We start from the raw sequence: 19,895 nt of genomic DNA, 5'->3' as shown, positions 1-19,895 counted from the left end.
AGGAATGGATGCGCGCCGAGCGCGGGAGGCCAAACAGAGAAGCGCGTCAAGCGAATCCCATGAGGGGGCAATACGCCTTAAAACACTGCATTGTTTAAAACATTAAGTTCGGTTAGGCCCTCGGTCATGCCTGCGACCCAATCCTCCCCGCTCGTCTCGGAGCTCGGTACCGAGCGCCGGATCGTCATTTGCTCCGCTCTGGCGTTGACCCTGCTTTCGCTGGTGTTCCGCAACGATCGCGCACTTCTGCTCGGACCGGGCGCGCCGGGCGACCGCGAGGCGAGCGCATTCACCGCCGTCGTCGCGCCGCCGGCGGTGAATGGTCCGACGTTTTCCGCCTTTTCCGGGCCGGTAGCCGGCCCGCGTCGGGTGGGCACCCGTGCCCCCGGCATCCGCGGTGGCGTTGCTCCTGCCTACACTCCCGGCTTCGTGGCGCCGGCAACGGCCCCCGGCACCTCGCCGGGCGCTGCCGAACCTGCCGCCGCGCCTGCGCTCCCGGTCCAATTGGCGAGCACCAATGGCCCGGCGCGCAGCTACACTCCGCAAATGGCGAGCTTCATCGGGCTGCCGGGCGGCGTGATCTTCGGCTCGGGCAACACCACGCCGACCAACCCGACCGATCCCACGAATCCCACCAATCCGACCAACCCTACCGATCCGACAAACCCCACCAACCCGACTGATCCCACGGGCCCGACGACGCCCCCGGATCCGGGCCCCGGCGCGGTCCCCGAGCCGGTGAGCTGGGCGTTGATGATTCTGGGTATCGGTATGGTCGGAGCGTCGCTGCGCCGCCGTCGGGCCGCAGAGCCCGCGCGTTCGGGGCTCGTCGCCGCGGCATAACCCCTTCCGGCGTCAGAGCCGGTCGCTGCCGATCACCATCTGATCGCCGTCGAGCGTGATCGGCCCGAGCTTGCTCAGCACGCTCTGGCCCAACAGCGACACCTTGAGACCGCCTGACGGGACTGCGGCGGGCATCGCCTCGAACGCGCGCCCGCCCACTTCGAGCGTGTCGGCGCTGACCCACGACATCGTCGCAGGCCCCGATGCGGTCTGCAGCGCGCCGGCGATCGAATCGCCGTCGGCGCGCAGCTTGGCCCGGGCGGCATCCTCCGCGGACAGGATCAGTGCAGTCGCACCGGTGTCGATCAGGAAGCGCACGCGCGTCCCGTTGACTTGCCCGTGGATGTAGAAAAGCCCGTCCGGCGCACGATCGAGCACTATACGCTTGCTCTCGTGCGATGGTCGAGCGTCCGGCACCGGTGCGGCGATCGCGACGGAGGCGATCGGCGCGACCGGTGTGGCACGCACTGGCGGCTGCGCCGACGCGGCCACCAATGCGGTGCCCGTCGCGATCATCGCAGCCAGCCAGAGGAAACGCTCGTCGACCATGCCGGCCGATGTCGCATATCGCCCTGAACATATGGCGAAAGCAGATGGTTAACGCTTAGCCAATCGCGTGCGGGGTTCCGCTCCTGCGCGTTTCGCCGAGCCGGCGAAGCCGCCAGCGCTGCACGCCCGCCGCGGCGCCGAGGACCAGCGCGACCAGCAGGCATTGGAACGCGCCCCAGAAATACGAGACCCGCATCGCGAAATTGCTCGTGTAGAGCACATAATGCGGGGTTGCGACTTCGTAGCCGGCATCGTTGTACAGGCGAATGATGTCGCCGCGCAGCGCGTTGCGCCGCAGCGTGCCCGAAATCTCTTCCAGCTTCGGCGCCTCGGGGCCGGCGCTGGTCTGGACGAAATAGCGGAGCTTGTTGCCCTTCTCACCCTTGCCCATCATCGGCACGAAGCGCACCCCCCAGCCCGAAAGCGGCGTATCGGCATCCATCACGGCGATGCGATCATAGCGGACATTGCCCGAGAGCGTCGCCGCGCCATCGTCGTGCACGATCAGGTCCGCACTGCGCGAGTCGATCCGCGCGGGCGTCCCGGTGGCGAGCGACAGGCTGAATGCGTAAACGAGCAGGCCGATGGCGCCGATCCCGGCGAGAACCGCCAGCACCGCGAGGAACCGGACGAGAAGCCGTCCCTGGCCATAGACCGTCGACGCCTTGCGCTCGCGCTGCGACAGCACATAGAGCACCGGAACCCCGAGCAGCACGACGAGCAGGCACGCCGAAGCCAGCGGGAAATAGCCGCCGAATTGCGCGAACTGCCATTCGGCGAAGCGCGCGATCAGCCCGGTATAGAGCGCGGTCTGCCAGATGAAGAACAAGGCGACGATCGCGAGCCAGCCGATGAGCAGGCGGCTGACGCTGATCGCACGCCTGGATCGCGCCGCTGCAGGCTCGGTGGTATCGGTCATCTGGTCTTCCCCTGTGTGCGATGGTTACCGCAGATGCGAACAACAGCACATCCGGCACGGAAATTCCATGGTTTCAACGCGCTGCCGGGCCAAAACCTTCGCGGTAGCGGATCTGGGTTTCCCGGCGTTCCTTCGCGACGACTGCCTCGAGTCGACGCGCGAGCCTTTCGCGCCGGATGACGGCATCGGCGACCTTGTTGGCCTGCTCGCCCACGATCGCCGCGGGTTCGCGTGCCTGCACCGCCGCGAGCCGCGCCGGCGTCCCACCGGCAAGTGCGACCGGCGCTGTCCCCGCACCGAGCAGGGCGGACGCCTCGGTCGCCGGAAGCTGTGCCGAATCGACACGCAGGCTCCGCCGCTGGAACGATAATTTCCGCGCCGCCAGCCGGCCCGCCGCTTCGTCGATCGTCGCCGCGCCCGCGACGACGCGCACGCCCTCCACGCTCGAAGGAACGATCTCGTCGAGCGTCAGGAATTGCCGCCCGGCGAACATCCACGGCCGGCCGGCGATGAAGTTCGAAATCTCGGCAGCGCTCGGCGCCGGCAGCTCGGAGGCCATCTGGTCATTGAACATGTCGATCAGGATGTCGGCGCGCGCGCGGCGGATCGCGGCGAGATATTCGGGACTGAGATCGAGTTCGCGTGCGCGCGCCGCGCGCAGCAGCAATTCGCGTTCGACGAGTCGATCGAGCGCCGGGCCGGGCGAATCGCCCTGCGCGCCCAGCCGCGCCGCCGCAGCCAGCTCGCCCTGAAGATCGCGCTTGGTAATCGCATCGCCGCCGACCGAGGCGAGGACCTGCCCCTTGGGGGAAGGCTCCTGGTCGCACGCGGCGAGCAGCAACATTGCCGCAATCGACGATCCGAAAAGCCCATGGGTGCCAATGCGCCGCGGCTCGGCTAAGCACGTGCGCAGCAGCTGGGGGAAAGAATTTTGCATACGGCCTATGACTGGGTGACGGTTCTGCTGTTCGGAGGAATCGCGACCTTGTTTCTCCAGCGTTCGGTCGGGCGCCCGGTCGCGGGGGACCGCATCCTCGCTTATCTGCCGGCGGTGCTCGGCTGTGCCGTGGCGAACTATTGCGGCAATAGCGGCTGGCACCTGCCCGCTTTGCTGCTGCTCGCCGCGACGATCGCCTATATTCTGGTCCGGCTGCGGCCGTGGGTAAGCAGCTAGCATTCTCAAATTCCCCGTCCGAGCAGAAGCCGCCGGCCCGGACCGGCAAGCGCCTCGACCAGCAGGCTGTTGAACTGGACCAGCGTATCGATCGCAAACGCCTTTGGCTGCGCGCTCGTCGACAATCGCACCAATACGCCGTCGGGCAAGTCGCGCGTCAGGCCGCGCTTGAGGATCTCGATCCGGCTGGCCCACTCGCTTTCGGGAAACATGCTGCCGATCCGCGTCCAATAGAGAATCTGCTCGACTCGGCCCGGCCGCGCCGCCGACAGCGTCGAGGTCGAGACCGTGCGGGGGCCGATTTGCACGGGCAGGCGCTCGGTTTCGCCGATCGACCAGCCCGACGCGGGATAGCAGGTCTCGGGCCGATGGAGCTGGAGCCCGTAATCCTGCGTGCTGCCATAAGCGATGACGAGAGTAACTGCGGGCTTGCCCGGCGCGACATAGCCGCGGGCGAGGTAGCGATCGTAGATCCGCTTGCTCAATTCATCGCGCGACGGCAGCACGGCGTCGAAACCGGGCGCGGCATGATAGTCGCCGAGCGCGAGCGGCACCGCGGCGTCGAGCTGTTCCTGGCTGATCGGCGACGGCGGCGCGACCGGCCGCGCCAGCGCCGCCGCGGCGCCGCCGCCCGCGAGCATAGCGCCGACGATGAAAGCGCGCCGATCCACCTCAGTCATTGCGCCGGCTTTCGACTCGCCTGGGCAACGCGCGATCGAGCGCGACGAGCAGCGCCAGCGAGACCACGAACATCAGAAACCCCGCGGCGGGATGCGCTGCGGTCTCGAGCACCTGCTCGCCGCGCCAATGGACCAGCGCGATCAACAGCATCACCCGCACGACATTGGCGAAGATCGCCAGCGGGACGATCGCCAGCGCGAGGATCAGGCTCTCATGCCAGCGCCGCCGCCGCTGCCAGAAGATGTAGAACAGCCCGATCGCAGTGAGGCTGAAGATCGAATTGAGCCCCGCGCACGCCGCCTCGACGAGCAATTCGAACTGGTCGATGTAGAGCAGGCTGCCGCTATAGGCGACATCCCATCCCAATGCCGCCAGCGCGCGGACCGATCCATAAGCGACGCCGGTCTTGAGCGTGCCGGTGAGCGCCATCTCCACTGCATAAGGCAACGGCACCAGGCACAGCAGATAGGCCAGCGGGAAGGCAAGACGCCGCAGCAGCACCCGGCCCACGCAACCGTAGAGCGCGGCGACAGCGCCCAGCCATGCCGCGAGGCAGGCGAGCGAGAGCATCCCGATCATGCGGGCAACGACGTACAGCAAGACCGCGACGGCGAACCACAGGATCGTCCAGCCGAGATGGCCGGGAGCAGCGCGTGCCCGCGAACGCCGATATTCGAACCACAGTGCCCAGATTCCGGTCAGCAGGATGATCGGGCCCTGCGCGCCCTGCGGCGTCGACCAGGTGCGCGTGGCCAGACCGGTCAGTGCGGGCAGCAGCCACGCGGCGGCGACGACCAGCAGTACCAATTGCGCCGCGCGCGACATCTTGGCGTCCGGCGCCAGCGCAGCTGGGACCAACGCGGTCGATTCCAGCGATGCACGATGCCCGGCCACTAAACTTACCCCCAAAGTCGATCCTCTTAGCCGATTCGCCCGACCGGGCAATGCGTTGCTGGACAGCGCCGCGCGCCTCGACCACAGCAATGCCATGTCACTTGCCGCCAAACTGCTCCTCGGTGCCGCCGCGATCGGACTCGCCACGGTGGCGGCGCTGTCGGCCCAGGATCATAGTCCCCGCCGCGCGCCTTCGGGGCCGCCGGGCGGTCTCGGCCTCGTCCCGAGCTTTGCCGAGGAATTTGACGGGCCCATGCTCGACAAGAATCGCTGGATCTTCGGCTTTTACGATCCACGCCGCGAGCAGCCGACGGTCGCCAAGCGCAGCCTGTGGGGCAATCGCGAGCTCCAGCTCTATTTCGACTCGGCATTTCTGGGATTGGGCATCAACCCGTTCCGGCTGGGCGATGGCGTGCTCACGATCGAGGCGTCACCCTTGTCTCCGCAGGCCAGCGCCGCGGCGCAGGCCGCCATCGCGGCGGAGACTCCCAACGTCCGCGACAGCGCGCTGCGCAACGTGCGCTACAGCTCGGGCCTGATCTCGACGCGCAGCCGCTTCGCCCAGACCTATGGCTATTTCGAGATCCGCGCGCGCTGGTCGGGCGGCAAGGGGCTGTGGCCGGCATTCTGGCTGCTGCCGGCAAGCGGCAAATGGCCGCCCGAGATCGACATCCTCGAAGCGCATGGCGACAAGCCTCGAATCGCCTATCACAGCGTGCATTCGAACGCAGTGAAGGCAACGACGAAGACGGGGGCGATCAGCGGCACCGGTCAGGACTTCCATACTTATGGTGCGCTGTGGACCGCGCGCTCGATCGACTATTTCATCGACGGCGTGAAGACCGCGACCCTGCCGACCCCGGCGGACATGCACCAGCCGATGTACATGCTAGCCAATCTAGCGGTCGGCGGCGCCTGGCCGGGCAACCCCGATGCCGCGACGCGTTTTCCGGCGACGATGCAGATCGACTATGTCCGGGCATGGCGTTTCAAGGGCGCGAATTGAGCCGGCGGTCTACCGCAGCGATCAGGTCGTATCACGAAGGTTAAAATCGGCAGAAGGGTTAGGGGAGTGGGACTCAGTCCCCCTCATCCTTCCCACGCGCTTCGCGAGCCCCCTTCGCTCTCCCACAGGGGAGAGGGAGCTCTGTCCGCCAACCGCACCGGCCGTTCTCGATTTACGCGCTACCACCCAACCAAGCGCGGAAGTCCGCGGTGGCCGCCTCGGCCCCGAAATGCCGCCGGGCGGCAGCCAATGCGGCGGCGGCGAGCGCGGCGCGGCCATCGGGGTCGCGCTGAAGCCCGGCTATCGCCTGCGCAAAAGCATCCGCATCATCGGCCTGGGCCACCGCGCCCGCCACGAGCGTCTCGACGCCTTGCAGCGTCGTGGCAGTGACCACGCTCGCTTTGCCGTGCGCCAGCGCCTCGACCAATTTGATCTTGAGGCCCGAGCCGTGGAGCAGAGGCGAGACCACGATCCCCGCCTGTCGATAAAGCGCGGCGAGATCGTCGACCAGTCCGAGCAGTTCGACTCCTTCGGGCGCGCCGGCGATCGCCGATCCGACCGTCCCCGCCACCAGCAGCCGGCTGCGCGGCGCGGCGGCGCGAACCGCGGGCCAGACGCTGTCGACGAACCATTGCAGCCCATGGACATTGGGCGCGGTGTTGCTGCCGACGAAGAGCAGGATATCCGGATCGCCCGGCTGCGGCTCGGCAACCGAGTCGATCGCCATCGGCACGAGCACCGGCAGCGTCTCCGGCACATAAGCGGCGACGAACTGCGCTTCGGTCGCCTGGATCGCGAGGACGGCATCGGCGCGGCCGAGCAAGTCGATCTCGGTCGCCTGGTCGAGCGCCGCGACGCTGTCTCCCTTTCCCTTGTCGAACTGCCCGGCGCGCGCGCTGAACAGATCGTGCATCACGATCGCAGTGCGCATCGCGGGGTCGAGCAGATAGGGCAGGGCCTCGGTCTGGAAGACATAGTCGGCGATCGCGACGCGCCCCATCCCCCGGCCGTGCCGCGCTACGTAGAGAAGGTCGTCGCGCGTCCAGGGCGCGGCGATCGCATAGGGCGCCTTGCGCTCGGCCACCCAGGCGCCGGTCGCGCCGAGGCGGCGCAGCAGACGCGTGGCGACGCCGTGCGCGGCGCCGGCGAAGATCGCGGGACGCGACGCGACGAGCATCCCGCCGATCCTGCGTCCGCCGCGCACCTGGATCGTCTCGAACACCTCCATCTCGGGACGCAACCGAAAGAACGGGACCCGCCCGAACAGCACCGGCGACGGCTGGAGCAGATGCGGCACCAGCCCCGCCTCGCGCGCCGCGCGCGCCAGCCCGAGCAGATAGGCCGAGCTCCCGTTGGTCGCGCCCATCAGTCGCTGCCGGCTGATGAACAGCACTGCCTTCGGATCGGCCTCGCGCACCTTCGGCTCCGGCAATGCCCGCGCCCGCATCCGGCCAAGCACCGCAGCGATCGGCTGGCGGAGCAGGAGCAACGCGCCCGGAGTCGCAAGCGCGGCGCGCGCTGCGCCACTAGCATCGCGGCGCTTGAGCGCGTCGACGAACCGCGCGAATCCCCAGGCGCGGCGCAGCGCCGCATATTTGCGGCGCCATGCGGCTTGCACCGCTGGCGCTTGCCCGGTCAGGACCGCGCGCTGGCGATCGGCCGCGGCGAGCATCTTGTCGGCATTGGCGGGCGAAAGCCGGTGCGAGATCGAGCTGCCATGCTTGCGATAGAAATACATCGGACGAGGGACGAGGCGGTAGCGCGCGCCCGCGGCCAGCGCGCGGAGCACCACATCGTCATCCTCGGCAATCCGCAGCCGTGCGTCGTAGCGAATCCCCGAACCGCGCAGCCAATCGAGCCGGAACATCGGCTTGAGGAACCCCAGATTGGGCCGGCCTCCATACATCAGGGTCTCGTCGAGATAGTCGCGCAGCGTGATCCACTGGCCGCCGGAGCGCCGTCGCGCGTCGAGATGCCCGTCGACCGCATCGGGCCGGTCATGGTCGAATACCAGCAGATCGTCGGCCACCATCGTCGCATCGGCGCGAATCGCTTCCTCGATCAGCCGCCGCGAGCGATCCGGATGGAGCAGATCGTCGCCGTCGAGCACTGCCAGCCAGCTTCCCTGCGCCTCATCGATCGCGTGGTTGCGCGCGCCGCCGGGGCCCGCATTCTCCGCCAATTGGAAGGCCCGAACGCGGTTATCCTCCGCCGCGAGGCGCTGGGCCAGCGCCCAGCTGCCGTCGGTCGAGCGATCGTCGACAATCAGCACTTCGACGCCCACCCCGCGCTGCGCCAGTGCACTCTCCACGGCATCGCGGAGGAAGCGCTCACCGTTGAAATTGGCGATCGCGAAGCTGATCGATGGTCGGTTCACTTGTCCCCCGGGGCAGCTGGGTTGCCGCTCCCCCGCCTAGGGAGCGGCTTGGGAAGTGGCAATTGCCGGCGACGCTTATCGGCGACGCATCCAGCGGAGATCGCCCCATTTTCGGACTTGGCGCGCGCCCGGATGGCAATGGGTTAGCGCTGGCGGCGGCACGGCACCGCGTGTAGCGAAGCGGCATGGCGATCGGCGTGACCATCGAGCCCTTTGTGGTGCCGCCTGCACGCGGGTGGATGCGGCGGCGGGCGAGCACCGACGGACAGCGGGTCATCGCGATCGGCGACATTCACGGGCGTTGGGACCTGCTCGAGACGCTGATCCGGGCAGTCGAGCAGCACGTCACCACCGGGCCGGCGATCCCGAATCAGCTGGTTTTCCTCGGCGACTTCATCGATCGCGGGCCCGACAGCCGCCGTGTCGTAGACTTCCTCCGCTCGGCCCAGAAGAATTCGCCGCGAGTCCATGTCCTGCTCGGCAACCACGAACAGGCGATGCTCCACTCCGTAGAAGGCAATTCGGACGCGCAAGGCATGTGGCTCGAACACGGTGCTGCGGCGACCTTGCGCAGCTTCGGTGCGGATTTGCCCCATCCCGGCGAGGACAATTATGCGTTCGGCGCACGAATCGCCGGCGCGCTCGGCGCCGAGACGATCGACTGGCTGCGCGACTTGCCGCTGTCCTTCAGGCTGGGCGGCTATTTCTTCTGTCACGCCGGCGTCCGCCCCGGTCGCTCGCTCGGGAAACAATCGGTGGAAGACCTGCTCTGGATTCGCGAAGCCTTCCTCGACAGCGAGCGACAGCACGGCGCAGTGATCGTCCACGGCCATTCGGTCGCCGAGGACATCGAGATCCGGCCCAACCGGATCGGCGTGGACACCGGCGCCTATCGCACCGGCAAGCTCTCCGCAGTCATCCTGTCCGATTCCGGAAACTGGGCGATCTCAACTCAAGATGACGCTGCGCCCGCACGCCGCAGGATGACCGGAGCCCATTCTTGATGCATCGCCCGACCCCCGCCCCGGAAACCATTGCCGACGCTCCACGGAGGACTGTCCATTTCGGGCTGCTCGACGGGCTGCGCGGAGTCGCGGCGATCGCCGTGGTGCTGATGCACATCGGCGAGATCTTCCTCCTGCCGGATTGGTTTCCGCAGGCCTATCTCGCGGTCCCATTCTTCTTCGTGCTGAGCGGCTTCGTCATCTCTTATGCCTATGAAGACGGGCTGATGCGGACCGGGCGTCTGCGCGACTTCGCCCGCGTTCGAATCGAGCGGCTCTACCCGCTTTTGCTCATCGGCCTCGGCTTCGGCGCGGCGCTTCTCGTGATCAAGGCCTCGTTCGGCGACGACCGATTTTCGTTGCCTTTGCTCATCGGGATGATCGTCGCTGCGCTCGCAATGATCCCGCTGCCGGGCCCCGCAGCTTTCACGATCCTGCCGCCGCAATGGTCGCTCGCGATTGAATTGTGGGGGAATATCGCCCATTTCGCGCTGCGCCGCTGGATCAGCGTCGCGCGGCTGACGCTGGCGCTCCCCATATTCTTCGTGGCGATGGCGGCCGCGGCGTTCGTCTTCGGTGGCCTCGGGACCGGGTGGAGCCTTGCCAATATCGTCGGCGGGATCGCGACCTTTGCCTTTTGCTACGGCGCCGGGATCCTGATCCATCATCTATGGAAGCAAAACCGCCTCCCCCGCTTGCGCATGTCGGTCTGGCTGATCGCCGGCCTGCTCGTCGCCTCGCTCGTGATGCCGCAGGCGCTACGCACGCCCGCCAACGCGGTACGCGACATCCTCTGCGCGGGGCTGCTCTATCCGCTTCTCCTCGTCGCCGCGATCCAGGTCGAGCCCGGCGCGCGGCTGCGCGCGATCAGCGACTGGTTCGGTCGCCTCTCCTACCCGCTCTACATCACCCATTTTCCGGTGGTGAGCTTCTGCTGCCTGGCGCTGCTCCGCTTCGACCTCCCGCAATGGGCGCTCTACGCCAGCGTGCTGCCGATCGCCGGGGTGGCAATCGTCGCGGCGTGGCTGATGCTGACGCGAGTCGACGAACCCGCCCGCCGCTGGCTCAAGCAGTCGCGCAAGGCGCGCTACGCTCCTAGCGCCGGCCCGGCCTGACACATTGGCGCAACCAATTGCGCTTTTCCGCTGCGCTGCAAAATGTTAGGCGGCAGCCTGAGCTCACCCGGAAAGTCAAACCAATGAAGTTTCGCGCAATCATCAACGCGTTCGCGCTCGCTCTTTCAGTGGCGATGCCGCTGGCCAGCGCAGTTGGCGCCACGTTGCAGAGCAGCGACGAACGCCCGCCCATCTATACGCTCGATTCGGGCGACAAGATTCGGGTGGTTGTCTATGGCGAGCAGTCGCTCAACGGCGAATATTCGGTCGGCCCTGCCGGCGACGTCGCTTTCCCGCTGATCGGCAACCTTCCCGCCAAGGGCAAGAGCGTCGCCGAGCTCCAACAGGCGATCACCGCCAAGCTCGCCACCGGCTATATCCTCGATCCGCGCGTGAGCGTCGAAGTGCTCAGCTTTCGACCATTCTACATCCTCGGCGAAGTAAACCGCCCCGGCCAATATCCCTATGCGACCGATCTCTCGGTCGATCAGGCGGTAGCGACGGCGGGCGGCTACACCTACCGCGCCAGCAAGTCGAAGATCTTCATCCGCCATCTCGGCGAGCGCGAAGTCGAGTATAAGCTCGGCAAGGGCAAGGTCGTCTGGGTGCGGCCGGGCGATTCGATCCGCGTCGGCGAGCGCTATTTCTGATCCTCCTGAGGCCGCCGCGCGCGGGATGATGCGATGAATCAAGCTGCGAGCATCGCGCGACCCAGGATCGCCCAGCGGTCGATGGACCTGTTATACTGGTTCGATGCGGTGTGGACCGCCGCGGCGATGGGCAGCGTGCTGTTCGCGTACGCGCTGGGCTCGAAGGCCGCATTGGTGATCCTCGCGCTGATGCCGGTCTATTTCGCAGTACGCTTTCGCGAAACGCCGCGGCTGCTTGCCGCCATAGCGCCGATCCTGCTGCTGCCGGGCTTCGCGATGGCATCGGCGATCTGGTCGCTCGAGCCCGGAACGAGCCTCTATTACGGTTTCCAATATTTCGTCACCGTGATGGTCGGCGCGACGATCGGTGCGGGGACCGACCGACGTCAGGCCTTGTACGGCCTGTTCGCGGCCTTCGCCGTGCTCGCCGTCACCAGCCTGATTTTTGGACGTGAAGTCGGCTGGGGCGGCGGTGGTGCGTCGCGTGTCACCACTGCGTTCGCGGGAATGACCGGGAGCAAGAACGCCGCCGCCGATACCGCCGCCGGCGGCGTCATCGTCGCCTGCGCGATGCTCGCCTTCGCGCTCCGCGAGCGCCGGCTGCTGTGGATCGGCGCGGCGGCGGTGATCGTCGCGATCGACTTGTGGATCCTGCGCCGTGCCGAATCGACCGGTGCGCTTGTCGCGTGCCTGGTGGCGGTACTCGCCTTGATCGGCTGGAACCTCGCGCGTCTGGTCTCGCCGCAGGCGCGCACGGCGTTGTTCATGTCGCTCGGTGGGACGGTGGTGCTCGCCGCCGCGCTCCAGAAATTATGGCTGATGCCGCTGGTCAGCGCGTTGCTCAAGGCGACCGGCAAGGATCCGACGCTGACCGGCCGCACCTATATCTGGGACAAGGCCTTTTCGCTGATCGAGGCGCGCCCGGTGCTCGGGCTCGGCTACAGCGCGTTCTGGCGGCACGGCAATATCGATGCCGAAGGCCTGTGGCTGTTTGCGGGCATTCAGGGGCGCGCCGGCTTCAACTTCCACAACACCTTCATCGAGATTCTCGTCCATCTCGGCTTTCTCGGTCTCGGCCTGTTCGCACTCGTCGCCTGCGGATATTTCGTGCTGCTCGTCATCCGGACGATGCGCGCGCCGAACGACCTCGGCATCCTGTTCTGCGCCTATCTGAGCTATGTCGCTGTGCGGCTTTCGATCGAGACCCAGGCCTTCGGCCCGTTCACTTTCTCGACGACGATGGTGATGGCCGGGCTGGGTTGCGCCGCCTGGGGGCGGAGCCAGGCGCGAAAGCCGGCCACCGTTGCGCCCGCCCGCGCCGCGCCGCGCTGGCGCAGCGTCTGAATCTCAGCGCGGCGGCTGGGTGCGACCGCGCAGCCGCACCAGTAGTTTCTCTACGAGTGCGATGGCCCGCCACAGGGCGATGCCCACCGCCGCGCTGGCCGCGACCGCCGGGATAGCCGTGACGAGCGTCCCGTGCTGGCTGATGAAATGCAGCACGAACGGGTGGCACATATAGATGTAGAGGCTCGCCGACGCGACGATCGCCGCACCGCGTGCCACCAGCGGCGGTGCCGAAATCCGTCGTACGTTGATCAGCAGCCAGACCGCGCCGATTTGAGTGGCGATGAAAATCCACTGGCGCAGGCTCGGCGCGTCGCCGGACAATCTGCGCACCGCATCGTAGAATGCGGGAAGGCCGTCGCCCGAGACCCCGGCGACTTGCTCGAAGCCAAAGCTCCACACCAACCCGACCGCCGCGAGCACCCACGCCACCCGCTTGCGCGCGGCGGTATCGGCTTCGAAGATCAGCCAGCCCAGCGCGAATATCCAACCCACTGAAATCAGCGTCTGCGAGTAAAATGGCCAGAAGCCACGGAGGAATGGCCCCACCATCCCGAGCGGCAGCAGGGTTGCGACGAGGACGAGCGCGAAGCGCCAGGCCGAAGCGCGCATCGCCGTTCGCGCCCAGCCGAGCGACAGCAGCCCGGTGAACAGCAGCACGTAGAGCAGATAGTCTTCCATGAACCAGTAAGGCACGAGAAGACGATTACCCGCAGCGTTGGTAACCCCCTCGGTGAAGTTGCTGACCAGTAGATATTGCGGCCAGAACATCCGGTGGTGACCGACCAAAGTCAGCGTCACGAATGCGAAATAGGGCAGCAGGACGCGCCAGAATGTTGCCGCTAGCAAGGCCCGCCCGCGGCCCTGCAACACCTTCGGCACCTGGAAGCGCGCGAAATTCTGGCCCGCCACGAGCATCAGCGCGACGGCGGCACCCCCGGCCGCATTGATCCAGGCATGGTCGAGCACGACGAGCAGGATCGCGATCGCGCGCACCAGCACGCTGCTGTCGACGACCGCGCCCGTGCCTTTGACGGGCGACAGCTGATCGAGTGCCGCCAGCGGCATGTGTTCCCAGCGTTCGGGAAGATAGCCCAACCGCTCGTCGATCAGCATCGAGACATGAACGTAATTGAGCGAATCGCCGCCAAGCTCGATGAAGCTCGCCGATTCGGGGACCTCGGCGATCCCGAGCAGTCTGGCGACCGCCGATCGCAGCGAATGGGCGCCGTCCTCGTCGAGCGGCAGGTCGATCGCGATCGGCGTCAGCACTCCGCTTTCCTCGGCGATCCGCGCGAGTTCGCGCCGCTGGACCTTGCCCGTCGCCGTCACCGGCAGCGCCGCGAGCCGAAGAAGATGAAGCGCATTGCCCGGCGAGAGACCGTGCTCCGCCAGTGCCGCGCGGGCGATTGCGAGAATTTCGGCATCCGGCGGGGCGACCGTATCTTCCACAGCGATGAGGATTCCGTCGCCACGCTGCGTGTCGGGCACGCGCGTGGCCGCGAGGCCGCCGGCCAAGGACAGCCGGGCGCGCAGCTTCTCCTCGAGCAGCTCGGGGACCAGCTTGATGCCGCCGCAGTTGATCAGATCGTCGGCGCGCCCCTGGAAATACAGGAAGCCGTCCTCGATCGCGCCCAGATCGTTGGTGACGAGCCATCCGTCCGCGTCGACGAGCGCGTGCCAACCGTCATTGTCGATCCAATGCGATGCCACATGGGGACCACGAATTCGGATCCTGCCGTCTTCGGCAATGCCGATCTCGGTTGCGCCGACCGGCTGGCCGACCGAATCGAGCGCGGCACCGCGAGTGCCGGCGATATCGAGCAGGGTGGTTCGCGACGCTTCGGTCAGCCCGTAATGCTGGACAATCCGCGCATTGGGGAACAGGCTTCGCAGCGCCTCCTTTTCGGCGCAGCTCAAATATTGGCTGCCGAGTTCCATCCAGCGAAGCGAAGCCCCCGCCACGCCGATCTGGTCGCAATGTTCGAGCAGGACGCGTGCGAGCGTCGGTACGAGCGACAAGGCGTTGACTTCGCCGGCAGCGAGCATCGCCCCGAACTCGCGCGGATCGAATCCCTTTTCGGGGAGGTAGATCGCGCCGCCCGCCGCGGCGGCGGCGCGAACGCGGCCCAGGCCGAATGAAAAGGTCGGGGGAACCCCGAGATACTCCCGGATTTCAGGGGTGACCCCCATGAATGCGTTCAGCCGGCCGATCGTATCGGCGACGGCGTCGTGGCTCAGTGCGATCCCCTTGGGGGTGCCGGTCGTGCCCGAAGTGAAGCTGACTTGCGCGATCGACGCGCCGCCGCGGGCAGGCAGGCTCTCCGAGAACCAGCCTTGGCGCTCGCCCGTCCGCACGAATCTGCGAATCTTCAGGCCCGGGTAGCGCGTGGCGATTTCGGCACTCGCCGCGATCACGAACGCCTCGCCATCACGCGTGCATTGGAATACGGCGCCGACGAAGTCGATCGAGGCGCGCGCCTCGATGGCGACGACTTCAAGTACCCGCGGTGTCACGCCGAATTCTCCTGGCCAGCCGCGCGCGTTGCATCGCGGCTCTCTCGCAGGTCCCGAATGGTGTTGCAATGCCGCAAAACCGTGTCGCGACGGCACAATCTCGCCCTTCGGCATGCCGCTAGGTTATCTTAGGTTATGTTTGTAAAATGCGCTGGCATTTGAATTTTTGTTCCAACGCCAGTCTCACTGTCCCGCGTTCGCACATTTAATGTTGCAACGCAGTACATTCTTATTGATTAATGTTCCACACTCACAGAGCGAAGCTGACGATCTATGTGGGCGAAAACGTCTTTGTGTAAGCTCTTGAATTCTCAATCGGCGCGGGTAATGGATTTTTGCTGCGGTGCAGCATTCGATGCTGTAGCGCAGGTTTCAGCGTCGCAAGACGAGGTTCGAGGTAAGTACGCATGCAGCAAGCGTCGATCATGGCGCCATTGAGGATCGAAATGCCCGCCCTGGCGCTACCGCGCTGGTTGCGGACGATCGATGTCGGCGGCGCGGCGCTGGCGCTTGTCTTTTTCGCGCCGGTGCTGCTCCTCGTCGTGCTCGCGATGCTGCTGTGCGACCGTGGCCCCGTGCTGTTTCGCCATAAGCGGATCGGCCACAATGGCCGCGAGTTCCTGTGCCTGAAATTCCGGACGATGGTCGTCGATGCCGATGAGCGTCTCCAACATCTGCTGGCGACGTGCCCCGAATCGCGCGCATCGTGGCTCCGCGACCAGAAGCTCAAGAACGATCCGCGCGTCACCCTGGTCGGCAAGTTCCTCCGAGTCAGCAGTTTGGACGAACTCCCGCAGTTCTGGAATGTGCTGGTCGGCGAGATGAGTCTGGTCGGGCCGCGCCCGATCACGCAGAGCGAAGTCGGGCGCTATGGCCGTTACTTCCTGGATTATATCAGCGTGCGTCCCGGCATCACTGGATTGTGGCAGATCAGCGGACGCAACGACGTGTCCTATCGGCGCCGCGTGGCGATGGACGTCACTTATGCGCGCAGCCAGAGCCTGACGCTGTACATGCGGATCTTGGTATTCACCGTGCCCGCCGTGTTGATGGCGCGCGGATCAAGCTGACCTCAAAAAACCACTTGTGCGACGCCCGCCCAGAAAGCGAGCGAAATCCCAGCCGCGATCAAGACGCCGCGAAAGCTGGCCAAGGAACGTGGTGCGTCCGCGCCGTCTCCGATGCGCTGCAGCATGAATGCATTGTGTTGCAGAAATAGTCCGCGCGCTCCGCGGTGTATCGAGGCGATGGATTTCTTCACTTCGCTCTCCCAGGGTCTTCGCCCTTTAACCATGATTATCAACCCATGCCTGTCTTACCTAAAAGCCGCATTGACGCAAATCGTTTCCACCGCGACACTATCAGGCGTTCTACCTACGCGATCTACCGATGGTGCGATGCTAATGCGGAGCCTCCCTCTCAATCCCCACGCCGCGTTTACGCACCGGAAACCTATTCCATTTATCGCACGAACCCATGAGCGCAGCACTGAAGCACAATATGTCCGCCCAGCCGCTGTCGCGCGGCGATCGCCGCGCGGGTGATCGGCGCTCCGTGGCGGAAGCAAGCACGCTGCGCGGGCCGGACGACGCTCCAATCGACGTAATCGTCGGCGACCTCTCTGCCAGCGGCTTCAATATCCAGTGCCCGAAGCCGTTGCCGATCGGCGCGATGGTCCAGCTAGGCCTGCCGGGAAGCGGCCGCTTCGCCGCGCGCGTCGTGCGCAGCGATGGTGATACCTATGGCTGCGAATTCACAGAATATCTGTCAGACGTCCATGTGAGCGACGCATTCCCGACAACCAACGTCGCGCAATTGTTCGTCGCCCCGTCCGAATGGGAGTGGGCTGAGCCGAAGCTCGGCAAATGGCCTCGCCCGGTCCGCGCCTCGGTAGCCATCGGCGGAACCCTCGCCCTCTGGGCAGCGATCCTCTGGGCATTGCTGGGCTGACTCGCCGCGCTTAGTGGATCTCAATATTTTCCTGCTAGATTAACGGCTTAGCGACCATCCCTGTTCTATAGTGACATTAGTCACTCTCGATCGGGATTATCGCCGTGATCCATCGTATTGCTTGCTTCCCAATATTTATGCTCGCGCTCTCCGGCTGCGGCGGCGAGAGCGGCAGCGAAACCGCCGCCGGCGTCGTCGTGGTCGTCCCCCCCAGCGAGCCGGTGGCAGTGGTGGTGCCGACGCCGACCCCCTCCCCCACGCCCGAGCCCGCGCAAAGCGCCGAAGCTGCGGGCGCGGTGGCCGCGCTCGATCCGATCGCCCAATATACCTATCCCGCGATCGCGACCGCCTCGATCGGCGACGTCAATTATCCGCTCGGCGCGACGCAAGTGGACATCCCCGTCCGCCTCGATCACGCGACGCCCAATACCGTGCATGTGCGCGTCAAGACCGCAAACGGCTCGGGCACCAACTATGTCTATTCGGGTGCCTATTTCGAGGCGGTCGACAAATATCTCATATTCCGTCCCGGCGACCCGCTGGTGCAGACGATCAGCGTCAAGATCGTCAAGACCAAGGAGGGTGGCCATTTCAAGGTCTCCTTCCCCGAAGCGCCGCAGGGCGCCAATGCCGGCGTATCGAGCGCGATCGTGACGTCGAAGGCCGGCGCCCTCGCGACCAAGCCGATCATCGCCGGATTCCGCCTGCCGCGGACCTTCAAGGCAAGCGGCACACTCGCCTATGACTTGAACCCGGCAACGGTGCGCTGGTCGGACAAGGGTGGTGCCGGCATCCTCTCCACCTCGTTCACGCACGGCCGCGCCCAGACCGGCAACGCCGAGACCGGGCTCTATCTGGACAATACGCTGCATCCCTCGGCCGAGCCTGCCTTCGCGATCAAGAACGGCAAGCTCGTCATTCACAGCCAGAAGCTGGCGACCCCGCTGACCTATGGCGGCGTGAGCTACAAATACGGCGCGGCGATGCTCAGCGGCCGCAACACCCCCGAGACCCAAGTCACCTACGGCCAGTATGAATGGGTCGCGACAATGCCCAATCGCCGCGGCTCCTGGCCCGCATTGTGGCTGATCGGGGTGCGCGGCTGGCCGCCCGAAATCGACGTCTATGAGGGCTTCGGCCAGAACAGCAATTGGGATTTCGAGCGCGACATCTCGGCCAACATCCATGGCGGCCCGATCAACCAGCGCAAGTTCACCCGCAGCATGTGGATCGACGCGACCACGGCCTATGGAATCGGCAACATCGCGTCGGCGACGCATCGCTATGCAGTCGACATCCAGGCCGATTACATCACCTGGTTCGTCGACGGGATCGAGACACATCAGGCGCGCAATCCGTTCAGCGAGCCCTTTTATCCGGTGATGAACGTCGCAGTGAAGACCAGCAGCGCCTTCACCGATGGATCCGGCGACATGGCGATTGCTTCGTTCAAGGTGTGGCGGAACCGCTGACCGGGGCGGCGGGTCCCGCCGGGGCCGGGGCGCCTCCGGACTGGCGGCTGAGGCACTCGCCCAGATTGGTGCGGCGCGTCCGGCTGCAATCCCAGCGCATGCGGTCCTGCTTGAGGCCCGGATCGCGCAGATAGTGGAAGGTCATCGCCTCGAGCTGCGACGTCGAGGCGGGCAGCGCCTTGGGAGTCAGCACCGCGCTGGGCCACGCCATGAACAGGCAACGCGGCCGCGCGCCGCATGCCTGTTTCGCCAGCGCGGGATAGCTGTCGGCGGCGACGTCGGCACCCAACGTCACCAGAAAGGCGTCGGGATTGTTCGCGGTCGGTGCGAAGCTCGGCGAGGGCGGCGGGGCGGCCGAGGTCACGGCAGCGGCAATCGCCGCAGCCGCGGCCGCTGCCGCTTCGGCATCGCCGGCAAGAGCGGCGTCTCGATGCGCCTCGGAAATCGCCGCAAGCTGCGGAATCAACGGTTCGACACCCCCATAAGCAGCGAAGAAAGCCGGCGGCCGCCCCCAGCCGCCTGTCCAGCGGAAGAACAGATGCGTCTTGACCGCGGTGACCTTGTCGAGGCTCGAACTCCAATAAGGCACCACCCAGTCGGTGTGATAGTGTGTCGCGAGGCCCACCGAAGCGAAGACATTGCCGGCCAGCGCCTGCGCCGCGATCGCCCGCGCGCGCGCCCAGGCGGCCGGCGGCGGCATGCGCGTCATCGCGCCGTCGCAGGTAAATGTGAACTGGCACCCGGTCTTGCGCTCGGATCCCTGGAACACCACGCCGCACACGGTATGCGGAAAGGCCGGGTGCCGCACGCGGTTGAGCACGACCTGCGCCACGGCGCGCTCGCCGACTGCGTCGTCGCCCGCTTCGTAGAGGACGGCCGCGGCCAGGCAATCGGTCGCGCGCACGATATCCGCGGTGCTTCCGCCGGCGATGAACTTGCGCGCCGCCGGGTTTGGCAGAGTCGAGAAAGGCACGGCGGCGTTGATCGCACGGGCGTCCGAAGCGGGCAGCGGCTTCAACTCGAGCGGCTCGACCGCCGGTAGCGGCGCATCGATACCCGGAAGCTTCACCGCGACACCGGCGGCTTGCGCTGTGACAGCCGGCTGACGTTTTTCTGGCTGGGCCGAGCGCCACAGCACTGCGCCCATGACCCCGACGACGAGCAACGCGGCGCACGCAAGTGCAGCAACGACGATCGACCGCCGCCGCGCATCCTGGCGTCGCGCTTGCCGCATTATCTCGATACGCGCCGCCGCGTCCCGTGCATTATCGTACATCAACATCCGCCGTCTAAAATCCGCGCTTTGGGAAGTTGTCCCCTGCCCCCGCATGTCTGCGCAAACGCATATAGAGTCGCCGGGCGGCATGCGTTCTCCGCCCTAACTCGACCGTGATCCTACC

General features: G+C 66.3%; 19 protein-coding genes. 10 read left to right on the top strand and 9 right to left on the bottom strand.

Annotation, left to right across the window (positions count from 1 at the left end):
* The first annotated feature begins 126 nt into the window (after window positions 1-126).
* Window positions 127-843, top strand: coding sequence for a PEPxxWA-CTERM sorting domain-containing protein (locus E5A73_RS11835; protein WP_135964025.1), 717 nt, complete (start codon window positions 127-129; stop codon window positions 841-843).
* Window positions 844-855: 12 nt separating this feature from the next.
* On the opposite strand, the gene E5A73_RS11830 is transcribed toward E5A73_RS11835, so the two are convergent.
* The 3 genes from E5A73_RS11830 to E5A73_RS11820 all read right to left on the bottom strand — a co-directional run bounded on the left by E5A73_RS11830 (window position 856) and on the right by E5A73_RS11820 (window position 3,155).
* Complete coding sequence (locus E5A73_RS11830) at window positions 856-1,392, bottom strand: retropepsin-like aspartic protease family protein (RefSeq protein WP_135964024.1); 537 nt, start codon at window positions 1,390-1,392, stop codon at window positions 856-858.
* A 55-nt stretch (window positions 1,393-1,447) separates the two neighbouring features.
* A complete protein-coding gene (locus tag E5A73_RS11825; protein WP_135964023.1) occupies window positions 1,448-2,311 on the bottom strand; it encodes a hypothetical protein in 864 nt (287 codons plus the stop codon).
* A 73-nt stretch (window positions 2,312-2,384) separates the two neighbouring features.
* Window positions 2,385-3,155: a hypothetical protein gene (locus tag E5A73_RS11820; protein WP_135964022.1), complete on the bottom strand. Its 771-nt coding sequence runs from the start codon at window positions 3,153-3,155 to the stop codon at window positions 2,385-2,387.
* 87 nt (window positions 3,156-3,242) lie between these two features.
* On the opposite strand from E5A73_RS11820, the gene E5A73_RS11815 reads away from it, so the two are divergent.
* Window positions 3,243-3,485, top strand: coding sequence for an XrtV sorting system accessory protein (locus E5A73_RS11815; RefSeq protein ID WP_135964021.1), 243 nt, complete (start codon window positions 3,243-3,245; stop codon window positions 3,483-3,485).
* A 5-nt stretch (window positions 3,486-3,490) separates the two neighbouring features.
* Here the strand turns inward: E5A73_RS11815 and epsI are convergent, their stop codons facing one another.
* Both epsI and xrt read right to left on the bottom strand, forming a co-directional pair.
* Entirely contained in the window at window positions 3,491-4,165 is a 675-nt protein-coding gene (gene epsI, locus E5A73_RS11810; RefSeq protein WP_135964020.1) for an exosortase-associated protein EpsI, V-type, read from the bottom strand.
* A complete protein-coding gene (xrt, locus tag E5A73_RS11805) occupies window positions 4,158-5,060 on the bottom strand; it encodes an exosortase (RefSeq protein WP_168355915.1) in 903 nt (300 codons plus the stop codon). The genes epsI and xrt overlap by 8 nt, the downstream gene beginning before the upstream one ends.
* 94 nt (window positions 5,061-5,154) lie before the next feature.
* Here xrt and E5A73_RS11800 point away from each other — a divergent pair, with 94 nt between their 5' ends.
* Window positions 5,155-6,066, top strand: a complete 912-nt coding sequence (locus E5A73_RS11800; protein ID WP_168355914.1) for a glycoside hydrolase family 16 protein — start codon at window positions 5,155-5,157, stop codon at window positions 6,064-6,066.
* A 172-nt stretch (window positions 6,067-6,238) separates the two neighbouring features.
* Here E5A73_RS11800 and E5A73_RS11795 read toward each other — a convergent pair whose 3' ends face one another.
* A complete protein-coding gene (locus E5A73_RS11795; RefSeq protein ID WP_135964017.1) occupies window positions 6,239-8,443 on the bottom strand; it encodes a glycosyltransferase in 2,205 nt (734 codons plus the stop codon).
* Between the two features lie 185 nt (window positions 8,444-8,628).
* Between E5A73_RS11795 and E5A73_RS11790 the strand changes: the two genes are divergently transcribed.
* The 4 genes from E5A73_RS11790 to E5A73_RS11775 all read left to right on the top strand — a co-directional run bounded on the left by E5A73_RS11790 (window position 8,629) and on the right by E5A73_RS11775 (window position 12,556).
* Window positions 8,629-9,447 carry a metallophosphoesterase family protein gene (locus E5A73_RS11790; RefSeq protein ID WP_135964016.1) on the top strand — a complete coding sequence of 273 codons (819 nt, stop codon included), beginning with the start codon at window positions 8,629-8,631 and terminating at the stop codon, window positions 9,445-9,447.
* On the top strand, window positions 9,447-10,562 hold the full coding sequence (locus E5A73_RS11785) for an acyltransferase family protein (RefSeq protein ID WP_135964015.1): 1,116 nt from the start codon (window positions 9,447-9,449) through the stop codon (window positions 10,560-10,562). The genes E5A73_RS11790 and E5A73_RS11785 overlap by 1 nt, the downstream gene beginning before the upstream one ends.
* 83 nt (window positions 10,563-10,645) lie before the next feature.
* Complete coding sequence (locus tag E5A73_RS11780; RefSeq protein WP_135964014.1) at window positions 10,646-11,212, top strand: polysaccharide biosynthesis/export family protein; 567 nt, start codon at window positions 10,646-10,648, stop codon at window positions 11,210-11,212.
* Between the two features lie 33 nt (window positions 11,213-11,245).
* On the top strand, window positions 11,246-12,556 hold the full coding sequence (locus E5A73_RS11775; protein WP_135964013.1) for an O-antigen ligase family protein: 1,311 nt from the start codon (window positions 11,246-11,248) through the stop codon (window positions 12,554-12,556).
* 3 nt (window positions 12,557-12,559) lie between these two features.
* On the opposite strand, the gene E5A73_RS11770 is transcribed toward E5A73_RS11775, so the two are convergent.
* On the bottom strand, window positions 12,560-15,073 hold the full coding sequence (locus E5A73_RS11770) for an AMP-binding protein (RefSeq protein ID WP_168355913.1): 2,514 nt from the start codon (window positions 15,071-15,073) through the stop codon (window positions 12,560-12,562).
* A 425-nt stretch (window positions 15,074-15,498) separates the two neighbouring features.
* Between E5A73_RS11770 and E5A73_RS11765 the strand changes: the two genes are divergently transcribed.
* Window positions 15,499-16,143, top strand: coding sequence for a sugar transferase (locus tag E5A73_RS11765; RefSeq protein WP_240700148.1), 645 nt, complete (start codon window positions 15,499-15,501; stop codon window positions 16,141-16,143).
* A gap of 2 nt (window positions 16,144-16,145) precedes the next feature.
* On the opposite strand, the gene E5A73_RS11760 is transcribed toward E5A73_RS11765, so the two are convergent.
* Window positions 16,146-16,334 (bottom strand): hypothetical protein, encoded by a 189-nt coding sequence (locus E5A73_RS11760; RefSeq protein WP_135964011.1) that lies wholly within the window; start codon window positions 16,332-16,334, stop codon window positions 16,146-16,148.
* Window positions 16,335-16,549: 215 nt separating this feature from the next.
* Here E5A73_RS11760 and E5A73_RS11755 point away from each other — a divergent pair, with 215 nt between their 5' ends.
* Entirely contained in the window at window positions 16,550-17,023 is a 474-nt protein-coding gene (locus tag E5A73_RS11755; protein ID WP_135964010.1) for a PilZ domain-containing protein, read from the top strand.
* Between the two features lie 137 nt (window positions 17,024-17,160).
* Window positions 17,161-18,495 carry a glycoside hydrolase family 16 protein gene (locus E5A73_RS11750; protein ID WP_135964009.1) on the top strand — a complete coding sequence of 445 codons (1,335 nt, stop codon included), beginning with the start codon at window positions 17,161-17,163 and terminating at the stop codon, window positions 18,493-18,495.
* Here the strand turns inward: E5A73_RS11750 and E5A73_RS11745 are convergent.
* Entirely contained in the window at window positions 18,473-19,771 is a 1,299-nt protein-coding gene (locus E5A73_RS11745; protein WP_240700147.1) for a cell wall hydrolase, read from the bottom strand. The two genes, E5A73_RS11750 and E5A73_RS11745, sit on opposite strands and share 23 nt — an antisense overlap.
* Between the last annotated feature and the right edge of the window lie 124 nt (window positions 19,772-19,895).

It is taken from the genome of Sphingomonas gei (assembly GCF_004792685.1).
GTDB lineage: Bacteria > Pseudomonadota > Alphaproteobacteria > Sphingomonadales > Sphingomonadaceae > Sphingomonas > Sphingomonas gei.
Note: the sequence above shows the minus strand (reverse complement) of the source record. Positions and strands in the feature narration are given on the sequence as shown.

Coding starts and splice junctions, on each gene's coding strand:
- E5A73_RS11835 (WP_135964025.1), top strand. CDS start 127: ATGCCTGCGACCCAATCCTCCCCGCTCGTCTCGGAGCTCGGTACCGAG.
- E5A73_RS11800 (WP_168355914.1), top strand. CDS start 5,155: ATGTCACTTGCCGCCAAACTGCTCCTCGGTGCCGCCGCGATCGGACTC.
- E5A73_RS11755 (WP_135964010.1), top strand. CDS start 16,550: ATGAGCGCAGCACTGAAGCACAATATGTCCGCCCAGCCGCTGTCGCGC.
- E5A73_RS11820 (WP_135964022.1), bottom strand. CDS start 3,155: ATGTTGCTGCTCGCCGCGTGCGACCAGGAGCCTTCCCCCAAGGGGCAG.
- epsI (WP_135964020.1), bottom strand. CDS start 4,165: ATGACTGAGGTGGATCGGCGCGCTTTCATCGTCGGCGCTATGCTCGCG.
- E5A73_RS11780 (WP_135964014.1), top strand. CDS start 10,646: ATGAAGTTTCGCGCAATCATCAACGCGTTCGCGCTCGCTCTTTCAGTG.
- E5A73_RS11745 (WP_240700147.1), bottom strand. CDS start 19,771: ATGTACGATAATGCACGGGACGCGGCGGCGCGTATCGAGATAATGCGG.
- E5A73_RS11825 (WP_135964023.1), bottom strand. CDS start 2,311: ATGACCGATACCACCGAGCCTGCAGCGGCGCGATCCAGGCGTGCGATC.
- E5A73_RS11790 (WP_135964016.1), top strand. CDS start 8,629: ATGGCGATCGGCGTGACCATCGAGCCCTTTGTGGTGCCGCCTGCACGC.
- E5A73_RS11765 (WP_240700148.1), top strand. CDS start 15,499: ATGGCGCCATTGAGGATCGAAATGCCCGCCCTGGCGCTACCGCGCTGG.
- E5A73_RS11750 (WP_135964009.1), top strand. CDS start 17,161: ATGCTCGCGCTCTCCGGCTGCGGCGGCGAGAGCGGCAGCGAAACCGCC.
- E5A73_RS11785 (WP_135964015.1), top strand. CDS start 9,447: ATGCATCGCCCGACCCCCGCCCCGGAAACCATTGCCGACGCTCCACGG.
- E5A73_RS11830 (WP_135964024.1), bottom strand. CDS start 1,392: ATGGTCGACGAGCGTTTCCTCTGGCTGGCTGCGATGATCGCGACGGGC.
- E5A73_RS11775 (WP_135964013.1), top strand. CDS start 11,246: ATGAATCAAGCTGCGAGCATCGCGCGACCCAGGATCGCCCAGCGGTCG.